The sequence below is a fragment of the Salinimicrobium oceani genome (assembly GCF_012037645.1).
Map to the genome: position 1 here is coordinate 1 of NZ_JAAVJR010001007.1, position 374 is coordinate 374.

The 374-nt window shown below is 47.6% G+C and carries 1 protein-coding gene; it reads right to left on the reverse strand.

Going from position 1 to position 374, the window contains the following annotated elements; translation table 11 throughout:
* A partial coding sequence (locus tag HC175_RS20500) for an oxidoreductase (protein ID WP_445326500.1) occupies positions 1-374 on the reverse strand: 374 nt, incomplete at its 3' end.

A 374-nucleotide genomic window follows, 5' to 3' on the forward strand; every position in this document is an offset into this window, starting at 1 on the left:
GCTGAAGGAGCCAGAATTTTAGCCCCCTCTGGCATATTTAACTCATGAGAAACCCGGCCTGTATGCATAAGCTGAAGAAAGATCTTTGATCCCTGCTCGTGTACCCCTTTGGTTACATTGGACCAACCCTCGATATGAGCATCGGAATAGATTCCCGGAATTCGTGCATATCCCAAGCCATTAGGGGAAGGAGCTGTACCTTCGGTGATGATCAATCCGGCACCTGCACGTTGGGCATAATAAGTTGCCATAAGCTCATTGGGAGCATTCTTTTCTTCAGCCCGGCTCCTGGTCATCGGAGCCATTACCACGCGGTTGGGCAATTCAAGGCCATTCAAATTATAAGTTTGTAGTAAAGCTTGTTCTTTGCTCAT